General features: G+C 28.8%; 13 protein-coding genes. 4 read left to right on the top strand and 9 right to left on the bottom strand.

Features of this window, described 5'->3' with window-relative positions; genetic code table 11:
* Nucleotides 1-146: 146 nt before the first annotated feature.
* The 5 genes from AC6EJB_RS06535 to AC6EJB_RS06515 form a co-directional block, all read right to left on the bottom strand.
* A complete protein-coding gene (locus tag AC6EJB_RS06535) occupies nucleotides 147-1,424 on the bottom strand; it encodes a tetratricopeptide repeat protein (RefSeq protein ID WP_498490542.1) in 1,278 nt (425 codons plus the stop codon).
* A gap of 71 nt (nucleotides 1,425-1,495) precedes the next feature.
* Nucleotides 1,496-3,100, bottom strand: coding sequence for a tetratricopeptide repeat protein (locus AC6EJB_RS06530; protein ID WP_498490541.1), 1,605 nt, complete (start codon nucleotides 3,098-3,100; stop codon nucleotides 1,496-1,498).
* An 80-nt stretch (nucleotides 3,101-3,180) separates the two neighbouring features.
* Nucleotides 3,181-5,088, bottom strand: coding sequence for a tetratricopeptide repeat-containing sulfotransferase family protein (locus tag AC6EJB_RS06525; protein WP_498490540.1), 1,908 nt, complete (start codon nucleotides 5,086-5,088; stop codon nucleotides 3,181-3,183).
* A gap of 141 nt (nucleotides 5,089-5,229) precedes the next feature.
* Nucleotides 5,230-5,853, bottom strand: a complete 624-nt coding sequence (locus AC6EJB_RS06520) for a 2OG-Fe(II) oxygenase (RefSeq protein WP_498490539.1) — start codon at nucleotides 5,851-5,853, stop codon at nucleotides 5,230-5,232.
* A 2-nt stretch (nucleotides 5,854-5,855) separates the two neighbouring features.
* Nucleotides 5,856-7,133, bottom strand: coding sequence for a tetratricopeptide repeat protein (locus tag AC6EJB_RS06515; RefSeq protein ID WP_498490538.1), 1,278 nt, complete (start codon nucleotides 7,131-7,133; stop codon nucleotides 5,856-5,858).
* Between the two features lie 226 nt (nucleotides 7,134-7,359).
* On the opposite strand from AC6EJB_RS06515, the gene AC6EJB_RS06510 reads away from it, so the two are divergent.
* From AC6EJB_RS06510 to rfbB, 3 genes are all read left to right on the top strand, one after another.
* Nucleotides 7,360-8,616 (top strand): DegT/DnrJ/EryC1/StrS family aminotransferase, encoded by a 1,257-nt coding sequence (locus AC6EJB_RS06510; protein ID WP_498490537.1) that lies wholly within the window; start codon nucleotides 7,360-7,362, stop codon nucleotides 8,614-8,616.
* A gap of 63 nt (nucleotides 8,617-8,679) precedes the next feature.
* Nucleotides 8,680-9,594 (top strand): glucose-1-phosphate thymidylyltransferase RfbA, encoded by a 915-nt coding sequence (gene rfbA, locus AC6EJB_RS06505; RefSeq protein ID WP_498490536.1) that lies wholly within the window; start codon nucleotides 8,680-8,682, stop codon nucleotides 9,592-9,594.
* Between the two features lie 75 nt (nucleotides 9,595-9,669).
* Nucleotides 9,670-10,713: a dTDP-glucose 4,6-dehydratase gene (rfbB, locus tag AC6EJB_RS06500; RefSeq protein WP_498490535.1), complete on the top strand. Its 1,044-nt coding sequence runs from the start codon at nucleotides 9,670-9,672 to the stop codon at nucleotides 10,711-10,713.
* Between the two features lie 8 nt (nucleotides 10,714-10,721).
* On the opposite strand, the gene AC6EJB_RS06495 is transcribed toward rfbB, so the two are convergent.
* From AC6EJB_RS06495 to AC6EJB_RS06480, 4 genes are all read right to left on the bottom strand, one after another.
* On the bottom strand, nucleotides 10,722-13,274 hold the full coding sequence (locus tag AC6EJB_RS06495) for a tetratricopeptide repeat protein (RefSeq protein WP_498490534.1): 2,553 nt from the start codon (nucleotides 13,272-13,274) through the stop codon (nucleotides 10,722-10,724).
* Between the two features lie 117 nt (nucleotides 13,275-13,391).
* The gene (locus tag AC6EJB_RS06490; protein ID WP_498490533.1) at nucleotides 13,392-16,025 is read right to left on the bottom strand and encodes a tetratricopeptide repeat-containing sulfotransferase family protein; all 2,634 of its coding nucleotides are present in this window, start codon (nucleotides 16,023-16,025) and stop codon (nucleotides 13,392-13,394) included.
* A gap of 6 nt (nucleotides 16,026-16,031) precedes the next feature.
* Complete coding sequence (locus AC6EJB_RS06485) at nucleotides 16,032-16,643, bottom strand: 2OG-Fe(II) oxygenase (protein ID WP_498490532.1); 612 nt, start codon at nucleotides 16,641-16,643, stop codon at nucleotides 16,032-16,034.
* On the bottom strand, nucleotides 16,643-18,406 hold the full coding sequence (locus AC6EJB_RS06480) for a tetratricopeptide repeat protein (RefSeq protein ID WP_498490531.1): 1,764 nt from the start codon (nucleotides 18,404-18,406) through the stop codon (nucleotides 16,643-16,645). Before AC6EJB_RS06480 ends, AC6EJB_RS06485 begins: the two co-directional genes overlap by 1 nt.
* Before the next feature lie 166 nt (nucleotides 18,407-18,572).
* On the opposite strand from AC6EJB_RS06480, the gene AC6EJB_RS06475 reads away from it, so the two are divergent.
* Nucleotides 18,573-19,724, top strand: a complete 1,152-nt coding sequence (locus AC6EJB_RS06475; protein WP_498490530.1) for a hypothetical protein — start codon at nucleotides 18,573-18,575, stop codon at nucleotides 19,722-19,724.
* The last annotated feature ends 85 nt before the right edge of the window (nucleotides 19,725-19,809 follow it).

Genomic DNA, 19,809 nt, shown 5'->3' with positions numbered 1-19,809 from the left:
GTGGCTATTAATTTAGTTTTATAATAAATAGTGTTTATTTTTTTGATCTTTAAATTATAATATCTTCTTTTTAAAATTTATTACTTCTATAAGATTGGATACAATTAATTAAGGATAATACTTCATTTAGTTTCAGTATATTTATCCTAGAAGCCATAGAAGTTAGTACCAATTATCACTCTGTCTTTATTGCCTTTATATGAAACTGAATGCTTTCTTCCTGCACCTATGATGAGCAGCATACCTTTAACGGGTAAAATATTTTCCTCGGGATTTGTTAATTTAAGTATTCCAGGATCATTACCTGCTTGATCACCAATATCAAGATAATAAATTAATGAAAACTTGTATTTACTTAATTTAAAATATTCATCTCTTTCGCCAATATGAGTGTGTGGATTTGCGCCAGAACCAGATTTGAAAATATTAAAAAATGATTCACTTATAAATATTTTTTGTACACCTAATTCTTTCTTGCAAATCTTTATTATATCATTTTTAAAATTTGATATAATTGATGAAGTATCCTCCTCAAAAAAGTTAAAATTTTCATAACAGAAACCATCTCCATATCTAATATCACCGGTATCATCGAGGGCTTTTTTCTTTATACTATATAAATGAGATAATAATTTATCTTCAACTGGTCTATTTATAATTAATCTATTATTTTTTTTATCGTTTAGAACATTCGTTTCTTCTGATTCAACAATATTAGAATCATTTATTGATATACTTTTTTCTTTAATTGTTGATTCCATTGCAGAATATATATAAGCTTTCTCATGTTCATTCTCTGCCAAATCTATTGCATTTTCGAGATTTTTCAAAATATTTTCATATTTATTATTTTCAAATAAGCATCCAGAATAGTAAAAAAATGTATTGGAATTTGGATCTATTTCCAAGGCTTTCTTTTGGTATTTTTCAGCTTCTTTTGACTTTCCAGTTGATTTTAATATTAGTGCAAGATTGCTATGTGCTAAGGGTATCTTAGGATCTATTTTAATTGCTTCTCTTATAGATAGTTCAGCTTCCTTTAGATTACCTTGTTCCTTCAAAATATTACCAAGATTATTATGAGCCATTGCTAAATTAGGATCTAATTTAATAGCTTTACGGGTCAATATTTCAGCAGCTTTTAATTTAAAAAGATCTTTAAGTATTGTTCCATAATTAGAGTAAACTCTTGCATCATCAATTCCTCTATCAATACAGTCTTGATAATATCTTGCAGCTGCTTGAAGATTGCCTTTGAGATGCAGGTTTACTGCTTTTTTAACTAGTTGTTTATTTGTTAATTTAGGGTGAAAATTATTAGTAGTTATATTTATATATTGATTATTTTCGTCGATAGAAAATGGTACTGGGAATTTTTTTACTTGGTTTTTATTTCTCCTTTCTTCATTTACAGATTCTTCCATTTCCTCTAAGTATCTTAACCTAATTTATTATAGGATTAAACCTTCTTCTAGTGTTAGTAGTGTATCTAATTTTATTTATTTTTATATGTTTTTTTTCTTTTTATAGAAAAAAATCTTTTTGGCAAACTTATTTTCTCATCAGTTATTGTTTCTACAGTTTTATCTTCAATTATTTGTGCATATCCAATCCAGTTTCGTATTATAAGAAAGTTATTTAGATTAAATCCTTTAATCGAGGTTTTTTCTTTACTCCAAAATCTATTCTCTCTATCAAATTCTTCTTCCAATATCCTCCAATTCTTGTTATAGCTCATTACTTTATTTTCATCTTTGTTGATTTCTTTAAACGCAGGATACTCCAGAGAATACTCTGAACATCCATGTTTCACTTTTGATTTCAGATCTATACTTATATTCTTTTGAATTTCTAAATTTAATTGATTAGATATTTGATTTGCTTCCTCTAAGTCTTCACAATAAATTAGACCTTTATAAAACCCAGAAATATTTGGTCTCATTTCTATAAAACATTTTCTAGTATTATTGTTTTTAAGCTTTAAACTGTTAAATACTAAATAAAGTTTAATTAAGTCAATTACTGAATCTAGTTCAACTTGTACTTTAAAGCAATTAAAACAAAATTTCGGGATGACTTTATGCTTATTAAAGATATACATATGTCTTTTGCAATTTAGTTCTAGTTCTTTGCTTTTATATATTTGGGTTAGATGTGTTTCAAGATCTAACTGGTTTTCATTATATAGAGATAAACCCTTTAAATATAATTTTTTGACTTGGTTATTACATATATATCTTTTCTGATCAATATTTAGATTTATTTCCTTATAATCAATATTAATCTTATATAATTTGTTCCTCTCAGTTTCTTTAGGGTCATATATGGTTAGTAATGCTAACAGATTACTTTTGAATTTCTTGTTTTTAGGATCAATATCAATGGCTCTGCAAATTGATAATTCTGCCTCGTGTAATCTATTAAGTGCGATCATTATGTTTCCAAGATTTATATGAGCCTCTGCTAAATTTGTATTTAATTTAATTGCTTTTCTGGTAAATAATTCAGCTTCACTTAATTTTCCAAGAGCTATTAATGTACTTCCAAGATTGTTATAAGCTGCTATGTAGTTTGGATTTATTTTTATTGCTTTTAGGAAATATTTTTCAGCCTCTTCTAGTTTACCAAGCGTTTTCAATGTGTTGCCTAGATTATTATTAGCTTCAGCAAACTCAGAATCAATATCTATGGCTTTTCTATGATATTTTTCTGATTCTTTTATTTTACCTAAATCTTTATAAATATTTCCTAAATTATTATATGCTTCTGAACTATTTGGAAAAATTTCTATACATTTTTGATATAACTTTATTGCTTTATCAGTATCTCCTCTGCGTTTTAGAATCACTCCATAATTTGAATATATTCCTGGATCATTAAAACCTTTTTTAATTAAATACCTATAGTATTTTTCAGCTTCCAGAATATGTCCCTTTGAATGACTATCAAATGCCTTACTAAGAATTTCATTTTTTGATTGTTTTTGAAAGGTATTTAAATTTAATCTAATATTTTCTTGTGTTTCTTCAAAACTGAATTGAATGGGATATGTTTTCGTTGATCTTCTTTTTTGTTCTTTTTTTTTTCTAAAGTGTTTCATAATACCTATGTGATTAGTCAGCTAATTTATCTACTGTTTTATATGATGTAATTAATATCACAATGATATATTGTTTGCAACTATTCAATTCGTAAATTCTGATACGCTTTACTTTGTCTTAATATATTTAATGCAGGTTTAAGAGTCGCTTTATAATTCCGCCAGCCTTCTAACGAATTAGAGTTTATTGGTGAACGAACTTGTATATTACTTGCTGTTAATACCGCTCGATTGCTTAAATGTGGAGATAAATATGTTTCATTAAAATCCCATTCTAGCCATTTAATTAATTTAGATATTTCTTTTTCAGGATTAGTTACTAACAAATTATAGTTTAAATCGTATATGATTGATCTGTATTTGTTTTTGTAATACTGCATTACTTCTTCTTGGTTTAGATAAACCTTTGCACAATCTATTAAGTTGGAACTATATCTATTCCCTTTCTTAAAATGTGCTCTAAATAGTGAAAGTATATTATCTAATGGATTCCGGAAGCAATGTATGATTCTAGAATTAGGAATTTGACTTGCTATTATACCTGCATATTGATAATTGTATAGCCATTTATCTGAAGTTATTTTTGGTACATTATTCTTATTTTGTGTTTTCATTCTATATAGTTCTGCTAGTTTTAATTTAGTATTAATTTTACTAAATTCTTTCCATTCAATGAATGATTTCTCAAAAAAATTTTTTTCTCCTAAACTTTTTAGATCTTTATTCATACTTAAAATTGACTCTATAAGTGTACTTCCACTTCTAGGCATTCCCACAATGAAAATTGCTAATGGCGATTTATTTATTTTATGGAAGCAGGATTCCAATTTCTTAGATTCAGTTACGAGGGATTGTGTCTTTTTAATTAGTCTATTTGCTTGAGACGGAAAAATTTTTAGCTTTATTTCATTTGCTTTAATTAGATATTCAGCACTATAATTATATCTTTTTTCCCTGTGTAATATATTTGATCTAGCAAAGTAAATATCAATTATATCTTTATCATTCTTGTTTTCTAATATTTTTGAAGTAAATAGTAGTTTTTCCCATTTATTTGTATTGACTGACGATTTCATTGTTGATAGTACATAGTATGATTTAACAAAATTTGGATTTATTTTAATTCCTTTTATTATGCTTATCTCAGCTTCTTTTAATCTACCAATATTCATTAATAACACACCAATATTATTATAAGCTTCATAATAATAAGGACTTATCTTGATAGCCTTTCTTATTAATATTTCTGCTTCTAAAAATTTATTTTGATCCATCATTATTAGACCTAGAGCGTTATAAGCTTCAGCATAATTAGGATTTAATTTAATAGCTTTTCTTTCACAATCCTCTGCATCTAACAACATTTCTTTTTCTTTATATATATATCCTAGATTATGATAGGCTTGAGCAAACATAGGATTAATTATTATAGCTTTCTTTAGTGAAATTTCAGCTTCCTCTAATTTTCCATTATCTATGAATATAGAACCTAGATTATTTTGTGCTTCATAGAAATTAGGTTTTAATTCAATTGCTTTTAGTAAATATAATTTTGCTTCATCGATTCTTTTAAGCTTTGTAAGTGTGTTAGCTAGATTATTATGAGCTTCTGCAAAGTCAGGTTTAAGCTCTATAGCTTTTCTGTGATTTTCTTCTGCTTCGTCTAATTTCCCTATATCTTTGTAAATGTTTCCTAAATTGTTATAGGTTTCTGAACTGTTAGGAAGTAATTGAATACATTTTTTGTATAAATCAATTGCCTTACTAGTATCCCCCCGTTGTTTGAGAATTACTCCATAATTTGAAAACATCCCTGGGTTGTTAAAACCTTTTTCAATTAAATACTTATAATATTTCTCAGCTTGTAAAATATTCCCTTTTGAATGGTTATCAAATGCTTTCTTAAGAATATTCTCATTAGAAGTATTACTAAACGATTTTTCATCTTTATCAGATTCTAATTTTTTATTTTTTCCGAAACCATTCATTTTTCCAATTTCAATGCTTGTATAAGATTCTTAGTTGATTATCTCAGCTCTTTTTTTATTTTGTCATTCATTTAACAATTTTTTATTTAGTCTATATATTTACAATAAATTTTTTGACCTAATATTTTAAATAATTTTGATTCAACTAATTTTATTTGACTTTTCGGTTGGGAAATCCAGCCAGCCTGTAATAATATATTTCTCTCCAACTTTAATAGGGTTACCTTTATGTGCATGTGTCCACTCAGCTGGCCAGAGTATCGTTAAACCTTTTTTTGGATATATTTTCAAATCATAGTGCTTAAAATATGTTGATCCTCCACTTTCTACGTCATTTAAATAGGTCATAAATGCAAATAATCTGTGGAGAGTAGACAATCCTGTTCTCTCAGTATGAATTTCTTGAAAATGTTGTCCTGGAATATATCTGCCTAAATTAAATCTACCTATCTCCATACTATTAGCTATTGTTTTAATAACAGGCCATTGTAGGGAGTAATCTTTATAGCATTCAAATAATTTTTCAAAGTATTTCGCAAAGACTTTGTTTTTGGGGATTTTTATATCTTTTGGTGATACCGATATATCTTTTCTATCTTTTACTTTTAAATTTACTACACCTCCTGATGTTATTCCTTGTATGTGCTCGTTTTTATTTTTTTCAAAATAATTTACTAGCTCATCACATATACTTTTTTCGATCATCCAAGAGCCAATAAAATTTGGAGATAGAATCGTAGGGTTTATTTCTTGTCTATGTAACATAATTAATTAATTGATAACCCTTCTTCCAGATTGAAAGAAATATAACCATCACCTTCTTTAAGTTTTTCTAACCCTTCTTGATGTTTGCCTTGTTTTAAAAGCACTTTTCCTATTCCTACTAAACATTGATTATATTCTTTCTTTAAATTAATTGCTTTATTATAACTAGCAATCGCTTCATTAAACTTATTTAGAGAGTATAAAATGTTGCCAAGATTCGAATATGCATCTGCAAAGTCAGGCTTAAGTTGAGTAGCTTTATGAAAAAAATATTCAGCTTCCTTAAGGTTTCCAGTCTCATGTAGGAGACTTCCCAGATTGTTGTAAGCAATTACTAAATCAGGATTAATTTTAATAGCTTGTCGGGAATGAAACTCTGCTTCTTTATATTTGCCAAGGTCTTTTAATATATTTCCTAGATTCAAATGAGCTTCTGCTAAATTTTTATCTATCTTAATTGCTTCTCTAATGGATCTTTCTGCCTCATTAGGCTTACCTATCTTATTTAAGATATTGCCAAGGTTTGAGTAGGCAATTGCATAATTTGGATCTATGTTTATTGATTTACGAAGAAAATCTTCAGCTTCTTTATATTTGCCTAGATCACTCAATATACTACCTAGATTATTTAGTGCCATTATGAAATTTGGTTTAAGCTTGATAGCTCTTCTAGTTTCTATTTCTGCCTGTTCTAATTTATTTAAGTCTCTTAAAATACAACCTAGATTATAATAAGCCTCAGGAAAATCATTTTTCAGTTGAATAGCTTTTCTAGTTTCTATTTGGGCCTGTTCTAATTTATTTAAGTCTTTTAAAATACATCCTAGATTATAATAAGCTTCAGGAAAATTATTTTTAAGTTGAATAGCTTTTCTAGTTTCTATTTCAGCCTGTTCTAATTTATTTAAGTCTTTTAAAATACATCCTAGATTATAATAAGCCTCAGGAAAATCCGGCTTAATTTTAATGGCTTTTCGTGTATAAACTTCTGCTTTCTTTGATTTTCCTAAATTATTTAAAATTGACCCAAAATTTGCAAAAACTTTTTCGTCTATATAACCTTGATTAACAAAATATTGATAATATTTCGCAGCTTCTAAGATATTTCCTTGAGCATGCAGACTTGTTCCTTTAGCTATCAGCTCTTCTTTGCTAATTTTGCTCGATTTATCTAGAAGTTGATTGCCTTTATACTTAACTTCTGCAGAGTCTTTCATTGTTAAATCTTTTATTTCTGACTGTTTTCTTTTGTTCTGTTCTTCTCGTTCAAATTCGCTCATGGTCACTTTGGTTCGCTCTATCCCTTATAAATTATACATTTCTTTAGTCTAAGACCTTGATATATTTAAAGGATTTTTACTTTCTAATTTTTTTTGATGCTTGGAAATTTTTTAATCTTTAAATAAAGTCATATTATTAAACTATTTAGTTATTAGAATTATATTTTTAATGATCTTAACCCCATTTATTGATTTTTGTTATTTTTGTGTGTTTTGATAGTATTTTTTGTCTAGATTAAGAAAATTATTATTTATTTATGGTCATAGAGTGGATTTAGCAGATACTCGTAAAAAGGTTTTTTATGCTGAGGCTGATTATTCTCAAGATGAAATTGATGCTGTAATAAAGGTTTTAAAAGAAAGTAGATTATCTCTTATGGGCGGAGAGCGAGTTAAAAGACTAGAAAATGAAATTTCATCTATTTTTAATAAAGAATATGGTTTAATGGTTAATAGTGGTTCGTCAGCAAATCTAATAGCTTTATTGTCACTTCAATTAAAGCAAGGTTCTAAAATAATTACTCCATCTCTTACCTTCTCTACTACTATAGCTCCTATTGTTCAGAGTAATCTTGTTCCGTATTTTATTGATGTAGAAGAGGAAACTTTACAGATAAATATATCAAGACTTAAGCAAATTGATTTAGATAATGTTTCAGCTATATTAGTCCCCAATCTTATAGGAAATATAGCAAACTGGCAGGAATTATATTATTTTGCTAAAGAAAATAAACTCAAATTGATTGAAGATTCTGCTGATACTATAGGATATAACTATAAAACTAATTTGAAGAATTGGTCTGATATTTCAACTACTAGTTTTTACGCATCACACGTTATTACAGGAGCTGGTTTTGGTGGGATGGTTTCTTATGAAAATTTATCATATTATAATCAAGCTTTATCTTTGAGAGGTTGGGGACGACGATCATGTTTGTATGGTGAAACAGAAGATTATGAACGAAGATTTTCATCTGAGATTGATGGTTTAAGCTATGATGATAAATATATCTTTGATCAACTTGGATATAATTTTTTACCATCTGAAATATCAGCTGCTTTTGCTCTGATTCAACTAAGCAAATTGGATTTGAATATTAAAAAAAGAATTAAAAACTTTAATTTTCTAAGAGATAATTTTGCTAATTCTAATAACTTTTATACACCTAGTTCCTATAGTAATGTTAAGACAGGTTGGCTAGCTTTCCCTTTGATATTTAAAGATAAATTAACTTATAAAAGAAAGGAAATTCAGATTTTTTTAGAAAAGGCTGGTATTCAAACAAGAACAATATTTACTGGAAATATTATGAGACAGCCAGTTGCTAGTAAATTTAAGTGGGATAAATTCGGAACTTTTGAAGTTAGTGATATGGTAATGAGGTCAGGAATATTGCTTGGGATTCATAATAGGCAAACACAAGATAATCTTGATTATCTTGTGAAAAAAGTTTTGGAAGCAGAATATTTGTTTGCTAATTAATTTTTTGAAACTATTTTCATCTGAACTAATATAATTGCTTTATATTATTAATCGAGAAAATATATGGATATGAAATTGAGTTATTCATCATTAAGAAAAGGAATTTTACTTGCAGGAGGTTATGGAAAACGTTTAGCACCACTTACTAATACGATTAGTAAGCAGTTGATTCCTATTTATGATAAGCCAATGATTTATTATTCAATTAGTACTTTAATGCTCTGTGGAATTCAAGATATTTTATTGATTAGTGATCCTTTTAATATTCAATTATTTGAAAATCTTTTAGGAGATGGCAAGCAATGGGGAATTAATTTCACTTATGCAACACAGCAAAATCCTGAAGGTGTAGCTCAAGCAATTTTAATCGGAGAGGATTTTATTAATGGTAGCAATGTAGCTATAGCTCTAGGAGATAATATTTTTCATGGAAATGATTTAATAACTCTTATTCGCTCTGCAGATTCTAATTATAAAGGAGGTACCGTTTTTGCTTATCCTGTGAGAGATCCTCAGAATTATGGTGTTGTTCAATTTGATCGCTCAGGTTCTGTTTTAGATATCGAAGAAAAGCCTAAAGAGCCATCTAGCCAATATGCAGTAACAGGACTTTACTTCTATGATAATACAGCTGTCGAAAGGGTGAAAAATTTAACTTTTTCTTCAAGAGGAGAACTTGAGATTACTGATCTCAATAGACAATATATTAAAGATAATCTTTTAAATGTACAAATGATGGGGAGAGGGATCGCATGGCTAGATACAGGAACAATTGATGCTATGCAAGAAGCATCATTGTATATTCGTACTCTTGAACATCGTCAAGGATTAAAAATTGGATGTCCTGAAGAGATTGCATGGAGACAAGGATGGATTAATGATCAACAATTAGAACTTCTCGCTAATAATCTAATAAACAGTGGTTATGGTAAATACTTGATTAAACTTCTTCAAGGTCGAGATAATCAATTTCTTTAATATAGAAAATAATCTTTTTTAAGACTATCTATTTTAAATTATTCTTAAAATGATAAGAGTGAAAACATTTTTTAAATGAATTTTTCTAATACCTACAATAGAGTACTTGTAACTGGAGGTTCAGGATTTATTGGGGGCGCATTAATTCGAAAGTTACTTACAATGCCTTCACTTAATGTATTTAATTTAGACAAGCTAAGTTATGCAAGTAATTCAACGATTCTTTATGAAAACTCTGAAAATAAAAAATATCAAATTTTGAAGACTGACTTATGTAACTCCTCTGATACTCAAAAAGCTATTAATTTAACTAATCCTGATATTATTTTTCATTTAGCAGCAGAAACTCATGTTGATAGATCTATTTCTGGACCTAAGATATTTTTAGAAAGTAATGTAATCGGGACTTTTAATTTATTAGAGTCAGTTAGAAATTATTGGGACACACTTGCAGTCGAAAGAAAAAAAACTTTTAAGTTTATACATATTAGTACTGATGAGGTCTTTGGATCCCTTGGGTTAGAGGGGACTTTCACAGAAACAAGTCCTTATAATCCAAGCAGTCCATACTCAGCATCAAAAGCGGCTAGTGACCATCTTGTTAAAGCTTGGAATCAAACTTATGGAATTCCTACAATAGTAACTAATTCAAGTAATAACTTTGGACCTTGGCAATTTCCCGAGAAATTAATACCTATTATTATACTCAAGGCAATAGCAAATCAGTCAATTCCGATATATGGAGATGGTAAGAACATACGAGATTGGATTTATGTAGAAGATCATATAGATGCATTAATAAATATTGCTTTAAATGGCAAAGTTGGAGATTCCTATTGCATTGGCGGAACTCAAGAAAAGAGTAATGACGATATTGTAGAAATAATTTGCAGCTTATTAGATTCTTATGATAATTCAAATTCTCCACATAATAGATTTAAAGTATATGTAAAGGATAGATTAGGACATGATAGAAGATATGCTGTTGACACAACAAAGTTAAAAGAAGAGTTAAAATGGTACCCTAAATATAATTTTATGGAAGCCATGTCAATTACCGTTAAATGGTATTTGAATAATATTGACTGGTGCAGAAAACAAATTAACCTATCAAAATAATTGGCAACTTAAAAATCTAATTTAGGTTGCCAATTAGTCGGTAATAATTTATCTGACTTTGCAGCATCAAGTGAAGCATTGAAGAATTCAATATATTCTTGATAAATGTTTTGATCATTAAAAATACGGCTTCTTGACTCATCATTGATTTGTGATTTTAGATTATTTCTATAGGAATGGTCGAAAGCTAATTTCTTGCATATTGATATATATTCAGATGGTGAACTTGCAATTGGTGGATTTTTGATACCCATTTGTTTGTATCCAGCGAATGCATGTCTCGACTTTATATGATTAGTAGGCATAGTAACTACAGGTGTATTAAAGCACATTGACTGATAAAAAGTATTTCCCATACCAAAATAAAAGGGATCCAATATTATATCTAAATCTTTTATTATTTGAAAAAATTCATTTAGGCTAACTCTAGGAAAAAATATAGTTTTTTGAAGTATTAATTTTGTATTATTTTTCCATCTTTCTTTTAATTGGAGCGTTTCATTCTTTTTTATGCCATCTGCAAAGAAAAATAAAGCATGTGGTATTTCTTCTAATATTTTATCTAAAACTAAATCATAATCTGGATGAAATTTAAAAGGAGAATGAGGTATACCTATTAAGAAAGAATTATCTGGTATATTTAAACTTTCGAATTTAAATTTAGTTTTAGTAATATTGATTTTAGGCATTGTATAATTTACAGGTATTCTGCTTAATTTTATTAAATTTTCTGAATAGAAACTTTCTGAGTGATTGGTTTCATAGTCATCACATGAAATGAAGTAATCAATTTCATTTGATCCAGATGTATTTGGATGACCAAGAGTGGTGAATTGTACTAATGCTAATCTTGATAGTGAGAGTAAGTAAGTATAATTAGACATCCCAAGATCAACGTAAAAAAGAATATCAATTGATCTACTTAATATCAAATCACATGAGCTTTGAATGCATCTAGGCATTCGTATAACCTCAGTAGCAAGTGCATCGATAGATTTGCTATGGGAATCTTCCTTTGCATTAGGTCCTCTAAATATAAATACTTCAATACCAGCAGTAGCAATATTTTTTATGATATTCCCGAAAAAGTTGCTTACAGAATGCTGGTATAAATAGTCTGAGCAAACACCTAGACGAATATTTTTTCTTTTTTTATAGTTAAGGAGCTGCTTATTTTTATTAAAATTTCTATTTACGATACCGTTCTTTGAAGATAAAACTTTAGATAATTTCATTAGTATATTTTTGTCATCTTGCTTATTATGATAAGCTAAATAGAACATACTTGTAGTAAAAATTTGACCTTTGAAGATTAAATCTTTGTTCTCATTCAATAAGGATATTTGCTTTACATATTCGTTTCTCTCTGATTCAATATGTTTATTACTAAAAGGGATTGAAGATAAATAAAGTACCGAATTAATTTTAAAGCTAAGATTTTCTGGAGCTAGTAGAGATGCTTTTTTAAATAATTTTCTTGCTTCAATATCTTTCCCTTGGCGTTCCATTATGGTTCCTAGATTAGAATGAGCTGTTGGACAATTAGGATCTAATTCTAATGATTTAAGTAATATTTTTTCAGCTTCTTCTTTTTTATCAAGTATATTTAATATGCTGCCTAGATTTGTATAAGCCATGGCGAAATTTTTATTAATTTCTATTGCTTTTCTTGTATATTTTTCAGCCAAAGTATAATCACCATTATCAAGATATATTCCTGCAAGATTATTGTAAGCTTCTTTTGAATTTGGTTTTATTTTAATTGCTTTTAGAATATATTTCTCTGCTTCTTTATATTCTCCTCGAGATTTCAATATTCCACCTAAGTTTGCATATGCAGCTGCTATACCTGGATTTAATGTAATTGCTTTACGATAAGCTTTTTCTGCTTCTATGACATTACCTATTTTTTGATTGATACTTCCTAAAGTATGAAAAGCTTCAGCATTATCTGGTTTCAACTCAATAGCTTTATTGATTGATATCTTTGCCTCATTTTCTTGATTCAAGTCACTTAAAATGTTAGATAGAATTAAATGAGATTCTGCACAATCTGGTTTTATTCTTATTGCCTGAACTAGATATTCTAATGCTTCTCTATTTTTATTAAGTTTTTTTTGTAATTGACCCATATTAATATAAGCATCGGGTTTATCTGGAAAATATTTTATAGATTTCATATATAGTTCTTTTGCTTTATCATTTTTACCTTTAGAAGAATTGATTAAGCCATAATTTGTTAGTACGCTTGGATGTATAATGTCCTGATCGAGAATATCTTTGTAATATTTTTCGGCTTCCAGAATTTTTCCTTCAGAATGTAATTGACAAGCTTCAAAAATCTTTTGGTTAATTTCCTCTTTTAATTGGTTCGAAATTTTACTATAAGTTTCTTTTTCTTCTTCTTCTTCATAAGGAACATAATATAACTTTATTTGATTTGATATATATTCTTTGACATTTAGATTATTGGCTTCTGCTTTTTGATGTGGCACTTTATATTTTCTAGGATTATATTTTCCATGATTATTCCCACCTTTTTTGTTGTTTGGCGCTTTCAATTTTTTTAATATTAATATTCCTATTATACAATCTATTCTGATTTTTTTCTAAGTAATTTAAAGTTATCCTATTTACTTTTAAATAGTCTATTTATTTATTAATTTTGATTAACTTTATTAAGAGTAATCTTTCTTAGAAATATTGTAGTCTATATTTTCATATTTATTTGATTTATTTAATATTTCGATCGCTGGTTTGAGCATTTCTTTATAATTTTTCCAACCTTCTACTGATTTTGAATTTATAGGGGAGCGTACTTCTACGCTACTAGCAGTTGATACCGGCCGATTATTTAAATGTGGCATTAAATACGATTCGTCCCAACTCCATTTGAGCCATAATAGTAATTTCTTTATTTCTTCAGTAGGTTCTTTTACTAATGAATCATAATTCAAAACATAAATTTTAGATGGAAAGGTCTTTATATATTTTTCCATGATTTCTTTTTGATTTAGATAGATGTGAGAGCAATCAATTAACGAAGATGAGTATTGGTTACCTATGGAAAAATGTGATCTATATAATGAAAGTATATTATCTAAAGGATTTCTAGTACAATAGATTATTTTTGAATATTTTATTTGACTTGCAATAATTCCTGCATATTGATAATTATATAGCCATTTATTTGTTGTTATTTTAGTATTTTTTACTATACTCTTAACTTTTCTATTATATTCTTTTTCAAGATTTGTTTTTATTTGAGATTTATTCAAGTCTTTAAAATTTTGGTAGGATTCTTCAAGAATATTAACTTCTCCTAAATCAGCTACACCTTGTTTCATGCTTAAAATTGATTCTACTAGTGTTGACCCACTCCTAGGCATGCCGACTATAAATATATATTCTGAATCATTATTAAAATTACTTGAAGGAATCTTTAATTGTTCTGATTCACATAAAAGCTTATCTGATTTTCTAATTAATATATCCCTTTTGGATGGATAAAGACTTAATTTAATGTCATTAGCTATTTTTAGATATTTTGCGCTATTGATATAATCTTTTTCGTTATGAAGTATATTTGCTCTTGCAAAATACAAATCAATTTTCTCTTTCTTTGACTTATTTTTCAGAATCTTATCTGTAAATAGTCTTTTTCTCCAACCTTCTCTTTCACCTATTTTTAGTAATGAAAGAATAAAATAAGATTTTGAAAAGCTTGAATTTATTTGAATAGATTTTAATGTATAATCTACTGCCTTGTTGAAGTTACCTATTTCTTTATAAATACTACCAAGATTTGAATAGGCCTCTGCAAAATTTGGCTTTATTCTTATTGCATTTCGTGTCGAAATTTCTGCTTCTTTTAATTTCCCTAGGTTATTTAGGACTGTTCCAAGATTTAAATACGCTTCTGCTAATGTAGGTTTTAGTTTAATTGCTTTATTAATAAGTACTTCAGCTTGATTTCTTTCTCCAATCTCATTGAGTATTTTCCCAAGATTTGAATATGCTTCGGCGTAATCTGGTTTAAGTTCAATAGCCTTTCGTATACATTTTAGTGCATCTAAACTATTCCCTTGATCGTGCAAAATATTTCCAAGACATGTATGAGCTTCTGCTAGTGAGGGTTCAAGTTCAATAGCTTTTATTGTAGCTTCTTTGGCTTTTTGAATTTGACCTAACTCATGGAAAATAATACCTAAATTACAATATGAAATTGCATTATCAGGTTTTAATTCTATAGATTTGAGTGTTGAATCTTTTGCTTTATTTAAATCTCTTAGTTCTTTGTAAATACTTCCTAAATTTGTATATGCAATTGAGTTATTTGGTTCTATTGAAATTGACTTTTTAGTCATTGACTTGGCTTCATTAAGTTTACCATGTTCTTTCAAAACTTTACCAAGATTACAATATGCAGGTGCATATTTTGGATTTAATTCTATAGCTTTCTTAATTATCATTTCTGCTTCGTCTAATTTACTTTGATCATTTAGTATTACGCCTAAATTTGAATAGGATTCTGCATGATTAGGATCTAGACTAATAGCTTTTCTTATTGCTAATTCAGCTTCATACTGTTTACCTTTATCATTTAAAATATTGCCAAGATTACAATATGCATCTGCAAACTCTGGACTTATTTGAATTGCTTTTCTTACTGATTCTTCTGCTTCATCTAATTTCTCTAAATCACATTGTATTTTTCCAAGATTTGAATATGCTTGAAAATAATTAGGTTTGATTTCGATTGCTTTTTTGGTATATAATTCAGCTTCTTTTAAATTGCCAAGATGAATATATATTATTGCTAAATTGTTATATGCATCAGGAAAGTTAGGTTTAAGATTAATTGATTTTAATGTTGAATCTTTTGCTTTTTGTAAGTCACCTTCTTTTTTAAAAATGGCACCTAGATTGTAATATGCTTCAGCATAATTAGGTTGTATACTTATAGCTATATTAACATGTTTTTTTGCTTGCTCAAGTTCACCTAAATCATTCAACAGACTAGCAAGATTTGAATGTACACTAGGATTTTTTGGATTTATTATAATAGACTTTTTATATAATTCTAATGCCTTTTTTAGTTGGCCTTTTTGTTTGCATATTACTCCATAATTTGAGTAAACATTAGCGTCCTCAAAATTATTTTGAATACATATTTGATATTGTTTTATTGCTTCTGCGATCTTACCTTCAGTATGTAAAATAAATGCTTTATTGATAATATTGTCTTTTGAACTTTTATTGATTTGTTTTTTATGGTCTTTTTTATTTGTTTCTTTTTTAAAACCTTTCATATCTATTTATAGGTTTTTACCTGGTAGGTCCATCCATCCAGTAATAATATATTTTTTCCCTGAAGTCAAAACATTACCCCTATGTGCATGAGTCCATTCGGCTGGCCAAATCAAAGTAAGACCTTTCTCTGGTTTTATCTCCAAATCATAGTGGCTGAAATATGTTGAACCTCCTTCATTAACATCATTTAAGTAGGTCATAAAAGCAAATATTCTATGTAGGGTAGGTAATGAACATCTTTCTGAGTGGAGATGTTTGAAATGTTGTCCTGGCTTGTATCTTTGTAAGTTGAATTTACCAATTTCAGTTTTTTTTATAAAGTCTTTAAGGAATGGCCATTGCTCAAAATAATCTGCTTGACATTCAAAAAGCCTATCAAAATATTCTTTAAAAACTTCATTTCCTGGTTGAATAATATCTTTTGGTTTAATAGATATATCCATTGAGTCTTTGATATTAGTATCTATTCCTGCTGCGGTAGAGCCTTCTTCTTGTTGAATACTATGAAATTCAAAATAATCAATTATTTTTTCGCAGATAGAATTAGGTTCGATTTTCCATTGGCCAATAAAATTTGGATTTTTATTTTGTTTAGTTGAAGTAATTCTTTGAATCATTATTCAATACGTAGTGATGAGGTCTTCATGTCAAATACAATTGAGCCATTTGCTTCTCTTAGCTTCTGAAGCCCTTCAATGTGCTTTCCATTTTTTAATAGTATATATCCTAAGGAATCCTTTGCTCGATAATAATTATTTTGTATAATTAGTGCTTTTTTGAAATTTGATATTGCTTCAGATGTCTTTCCATTTGCTTCTAGTATTTTACCAAGGTTGGTTAAAAATTCAGGAGAATTAGGTTCTATTTTTAAAGCTTTCTTAGTGGCTAACTCTGCTTCGTTTAATTTGCGTTGTTTCATTAGAATAAATCCAAGGTTTGAATAAGACTTCGCTAGTTCTGGATTGATCTGGATCATTTCCCTTGATAATTTTTCGGCTTCATCTAGTCTTCCTAATCCTATTAATATTTTTGCATGAGTAACTTTTAAATCTTGATTATCAGGATTTAACCTTAGTGCCTTAAGTATATATTCTTCAGCTTTAAAAAGATTATTTAATTTATATAGTATTAATGATAGATTAGAATAACCTAATATTAAGTTTGGGTTTAAACTTATGGCTTTTTGAGTCACTTCTTCTGCATATTTTAATTCACCTAGCTCAATTAAAGTTGCACCAAGATTTAAATAACATGCATCATTATTAGCTGATAGTTCTATAGATTTAAGAAAGGCTTTCTTTGCCTTTTTCAGGCTACCTATTTCTTTAAGTGAAATTCCTATTTGAGTATATAATTCTGCTGAAGTTGGATCTTTACTTATTGCTATCTCTAGACACTCGATCCCATCCTTTTTCTTATTTTGATCTTTTAATATAGAGTTAAGAATTAAGTAAGAATTTGTATATGATGGTTCTAGTGAAATCGATTTCCTCATATATTTTTCTGCTTCATTTAATTTTTTCATATGTTTCAATACCATTCCAATAGATGAAAATGAAGATGATGATTTTGGGTTTATTTCAATAGATTTTTTAAATGCCTCAATTGCTTCATCGAATTTATTTTCTTCTATTAATATAAGTCCAAGAATATAGAATGATTCGTATGATTTTGGGTTTATTTTTATAGATTTATTAATTGAAAATTTTGCTTCTTTTATCTTGCCTATATCCTTTAAGGTTGTACTTAATTTTGAGTGAGATAAAGCGAAATCTGGATTAATACTTATCGATTTTTTAAACATTATTTCAGCTTCTTTTAATTTATTTTTTTTTATTAATATTGTACCAAGAATATAGTATGAATTAAATGAATTTGGATTTAGACTTATAGTTTTTCTTATTGCTTTTTCTGCTTTATCTAATTGATTAATTTGTATGAAGTAATTAGATAAATTTCCCCATCCTTGAGAATAACTAGGATCAATTTTTGTTGCTTTTAAAAGTAAAGCCTTTGCTTTTTCCATATTTTTATTCATTAGTTCTATAGCCCCTAAATTAGTTAATGCTGGTACATAGTTGCTATTAACTCTGATCGAATGTTGGTAGCATTTTTTTGCGAATGCTAATTGACCGGAGAATTGAAATGAGTTACCAATCTCTTTAATTGTTTCGATTTCATTTGGGTAGTTTTCAATTATCTGTTTTAAATATTTATATCCAATTTCAAATTCTTTGAGAGCTATATATGATTTGGTTATTAGCTTTAAAGCTTCTATAGAAATTCTATTGCTACTTAATATTTTATTGCATATTCCTATTGCTTCTTCAAATTCATTTCGATTAAACAGTGTTTTTGCATTAATTATAGTTGGTTTCAATTACTGCTAAATAGAACGTTATTTAATTTTATCATTTAAATTTTATCTAACTAGCTACAAAAATCTTTCTATTAAATTCATATAGATAATAATAGTTGCAACTAATAATTATTTGAAAAATCAACCTATGCAAGATGCTTAAATAAGAAGAAATTTAGGATTAAAAGTGCCAGTAGCTTCCGTTCAAGCAGAAAAGAAAGCCTTAGCAGAGAAAAAGGCAGCCGCAGAGAGGAAAGCTTTAGCAGATAAGAAAGCTCAAGCAGAGAAGAAAGCCTTAGCGGAGAAGAAAGCCTTAGCAGAGAAAAAGGCAGCCGCAGATAAGAAAGCTCAAGCAGAGAAGAAAGCCTTAGCAGAGAAAAAGGCAGCCGCAGAGAGGAAAGCTTTAGCAGATAAGAAAGCTCAAGCAGAGAAGAAAGCTCAAGCAGAGAAGAAAGCCTTAGCAGAGAAAAAGGCAGCCGCAGATAAGAAAGCTCAAGCAGAGAAGAAAGCCTTAGCGGAGAAGAAAGCCTTAGCAGAGAAAAAGGCAGCCGCAGATAAGAAAGCTCAAGCAGAGAAGAAAGCCTTAGCGGAGAAGAAAGCCTTAGCAGAGAAAAAGGCAGCCGCAGATAAGAAAGCTCAAGCAGAGAAGAAAGCTCAAGCAGAGAAGAAAGCCTTAGCAGAGAAAAAGGCAGCCGCAGAGAGGAAAGCTTTAGCAGATAAGAAAGCTCAAGCAGATAAGAAAGCTCAAGCAGAGAAGAAAGCCTTAGCAGAGAAAAAGGCAGCCGCAGATAAGAAAGCTCAAGCAGAGAAGAAAGCCTTAGCAGAGAAAAAGGCAGCCGCAGAGAAGAAAGCTCAAGCAGAGAAGAAAGCCTTAGCAGAGAAAAAGGCAGCCGCAGATAAGAAAGCTCAAGCAGATAAGAAAGCTCAAGCAGAGAAGAAAGCCTTAGCAGAGAAAAAGGCAGCCGCAGATAAGAAAGCTCAAGCAGAGAAGAAAGCCTTAGCAGAGAAAAAGGCAGCCGCAGAGAAGAAAGCTCAAGCAGAGAAGAAAGCCTTAGCAGAGAAAAAGGCAGCCGCAGATAAGAAAGCTCAAGCAGAAAAGAAAGCTTTAGCGGAGAAGAAAGTCTTAGCGAAGAACAAAGCCGCAGCGGCGAAGAAAGTTCAAGTCAGTAAGAAAGTTAATTCTCGAACTCAAATTGATTCACAACAAAAACGAGACTCAAGAACTGAGTTGTTAACGGTATCAGTCTCCTTAAACACTGGAAAGATCGTTTCAATAGCATCTATAGGGATTTTAGCTTCGGCTATTCTTGTTTCTGCAATGGTATTTATTGCTGGGTAATTCAATTTCACAAATATCTATGCGAAAGCAACTTTTTTATTCTGACTTTCTGCTATGTTTTCGTTCTTGTAGTTTTAGATAAATC

This window comes from Prochlorococcus sp. G4PB17 (genome assembly GCF_059772445.1).
Note: the sequence above shows the minus strand (reverse complement) of the source record. Positions and strands in the feature narration are given on the sequence as shown.